The organism is Gilliamella sp. Occ4-3, assembly GCF_001690675.1.
GTDB lineage: Bacteria > Pseudomonadota > Gammaproteobacteria > Enterobacterales > Orbaceae > Gilliamella > Gilliamella bombi.
In genome coordinates this window covers 1-580 of sequence record NZ_LZHR01000017.1, presented here as the reverse complement: position 1 = coordinate 580, position 580 = coordinate 1, and the positions used below count along the sequence as shown (strand labels likewise).

Annotated in this window: 1 pseudogene; it reads right to left on the bottom strand. The window is 36.6% G+C overall.

Annotated features, from left to right (window positions below):
- Positions 1 to 160: 160 nt before the first annotated feature.
- Positions 161 to 580, bottom strand: a pseudogene (locus A9G44_RS13405) (hypothetical protein); the annotation flags it as partial.

Genomic DNA, 580 nt, shown 5'->3' with positions numbered 1-580 from the left:
AGGGTTAATACGATCATTTTCTTCCTGTATGCGGTCTTTATACATGTAATTATTACAACTTTTTAGTAAAAATATAATTAGTGCGCTACTGATGAGTAATGCAATGATGGTTAGTTTTTTTGTCATGATTATTGCCTATTAATAACCCCATGATTTACATTTATAAAACATATCCGCCACTCTGGCCGCCCGTCAAACGTAGCTCACCATCAGGCCCAAAACTGTAATAATGTACGCCCCTAGGACTCCCCCCCAATACGGCTTTCTCTAAACCACCATAGCCTTTATATAGACTATAAATATCTTTATTTTTTATCCAGTTTGGCACGTTTTCCATATGGTAATAAAAAATCACCATTCTTATCCCTTGCATTTGATCATCAACCCTATCAATTTTTTCAACCACCACTTTGCCAAAACAGAAATTTGTTCCCCCCCATTTTTTACTAAGATATTTACGTCCTTCATCCGTTAAATTATAGCGGTATAGTGGCTTGTCGCCATCGTGACCGACCAGCTCTTCGGTAAATAATCCCTCTTTGGCATAAAGGGATAGTTTTAAGTTAAGTCTTTTATTTTG